Origin of the sequence: Clostridium tanneri (assembly GCF_033659955.1) — a bacterium.
Lineage (GTDB): Bacteria > Bacillota > Clostridia > Clostridiales > Clostridiaceae > Clostridium_AM > Clostridium_AM tanneri.
Genome location: NZ_JARUJP010000072.1, coordinates 1 through 1,262 on the forward strand (window position 1 = coordinate 1; position 1,262 = coordinate 1,262).

Here is a 1,262-nt window from a genome sequence, read left to right on the forward strand (position 1 = left end):
TGGATCTATGTCAATATCTTAGACACAAAAAGTTGAACCTTTTATGCAATTCTTCTAGCTAAATCTTCACATTTTTGTGGTGAGATATAACCAATGCTGCTATGTATTCTTTTTCTGTTATACCAAGCTTCTATATATTCAAATATTGCTAACCTAGCAGTATTAAAATCAAAATACCTAACAAGATGGACTTCCTCCTTTTTTAAAGAAGCATGAAAAGATTCAATACAAGCATTATCGTAGGGGCAACCTCTTGAACTAAAAGAATGGGTAATTAATTTAGTGCTGTCTATGTACACCTTAAAAGCGGAGCTTGTGTATTGACATCCTAAATCACTATGTAAAATTAAAGCCTTAGTTGGTTTTTGAAGCCTTACGGCGTTTTTTACAGCCTGTAGAGCTAATGAAGTGTCAATAAACTTAGACATAGAATATCCAATTATCTTTCTACTATATAAATCCATAACTGAAGCTAAATAACACCAACCGTCTTTAACTGTATGGATATAAGTGATGTCTGTTACCCACTTTTCGTTGATAGTAGTTGCTTCAAAGTTTCTTTTTAAAACGTTTTCTTGATCTACTATTTTCCTTTTGGATGGTGATGGTCTAAATTTTTTTATTATTATAGATTTTATCCCAAGTTTCTTCATTAAGCGTTGAGTTCTCTTTAAACTAATAGTTATCCCCAATGCTTTTAGTGATTTATTTATTTTTGGTGCTCCATAACGATTCTTACTCACTTTGTAGATATTTATGATTTCTTTTTCTATCTTTTTATTTTCTAATTCTCGACTGCTTGGCCTCTTATTTAGATACCTATAATAAGAGCTCCTAGACACCTTTAAAACTTTACACATTAGCTTAATATCATGATATTTCTTGTTGTTAGTAATAAAATCAAATACAGTAGTTATTTCCTTGCGAATATGCCCATAGCTTTTTTTAATATTTCGATTTCCTCTTCAAGCTTTGCATTTTTCTTTAATAGGTTCTTATATTCTGCTGCTGTTATGGTTGTATCTTTATCCACAGAAACAGGCTTATTTTTCTTTATCCAGCCAATTATTGTTGATTTTGATACGGCATATTCACTACTTAACTCTGCTAGGCTTTTTCCAGAGTTATAAAGCTCTACTATTGTATTTTTGAATTCTTCTGTATATTGTTTTTGACCTCTTGCCATTATAAACACTCCTTCTTTTTCTTATATTTTAAAGTGTTCGGCTTTCTGTGTCTACAATATTATACTAACACCAGTT

1 protein-coding gene is annotated in these 1,262 nt (G+C 30.8%); it reads right to left on the reverse strand.

The window, feature by feature from the left end; translation table 11 throughout:
* Window positions 1-41 precede the first annotated feature (41 nt).
* A protein-coding gene (locus P8V03_RS18970) for an IS3 family transposase (RefSeq protein WP_318799371.1) occupies window positions 42-1,186 on the reverse strand; the annotation gives its coding sequence in 2 pieces (ribosomal slippage) (window positions 42-940 and window positions 940-1,186; 1,146 coding nt in all).
* Between the last annotated feature and the right edge of the window lie 76 nt (window positions 1,187-1,262).